This is a genomic window from Xylophilus sp. ASV27, assembly GCF_016428875.1.
Classification (GTDB): Bacteria; Pseudomonadota; Gammaproteobacteria; order Burkholderiales; family Burkholderiaceae_C; genus Xylophilus.
This window is the reverse complement of the sequence record NZ_JAELTO010000355.1, coordinates 1-312: the sequence shown is the minus strand read 5'-3', so window position 1 is coordinate 312 and position 312 is coordinate 1. Positions and strand designations below refer to the sequence as shown.

At 76.3% G+C, this 312-nt stretch carries 1 pseudogene; it reads right to left on the bottom strand.

Features of this window, described 5'->3' with window-relative positions:
- Window positions 1-110 (bottom strand): annotated as a pseudogene (locus tag JHD63_RS25155) (transposase family protein); the annotation flags it as partial.
- Between the last annotated feature and the right edge of the window lie 202 nt (window positions 111-312).

Here is a 312-nt window from a genome sequence, read left to right as displayed (position 1 = left end):
CGGGCGAACCAGCTCTGGTGCATCTGTCCAAACTGGGCCACTTCCACCCAGTTGTCTGCCCCGGCGAGGGTGGCGCACAGCGCTACGGCCAGGATGGCCTGCAGGTCGTGGCGACGCGTGCGGTGGCCTGTCTCTTATACACATCTCCGAGCCCACGAGACCGTACAGGAAATCTCGTATGCCGGCTTCTGCGTGAAAAGGGGGGGGGGGGGGGGGGGGGGGGGGGGGGGGGGGGGGGGGGGGGGGGGGGGGGGGGGGGGGGGGGGGGGGGGGGGGGGGGGGGGGGGGGGGGGGGGGGGGGGGGGGGGGGGG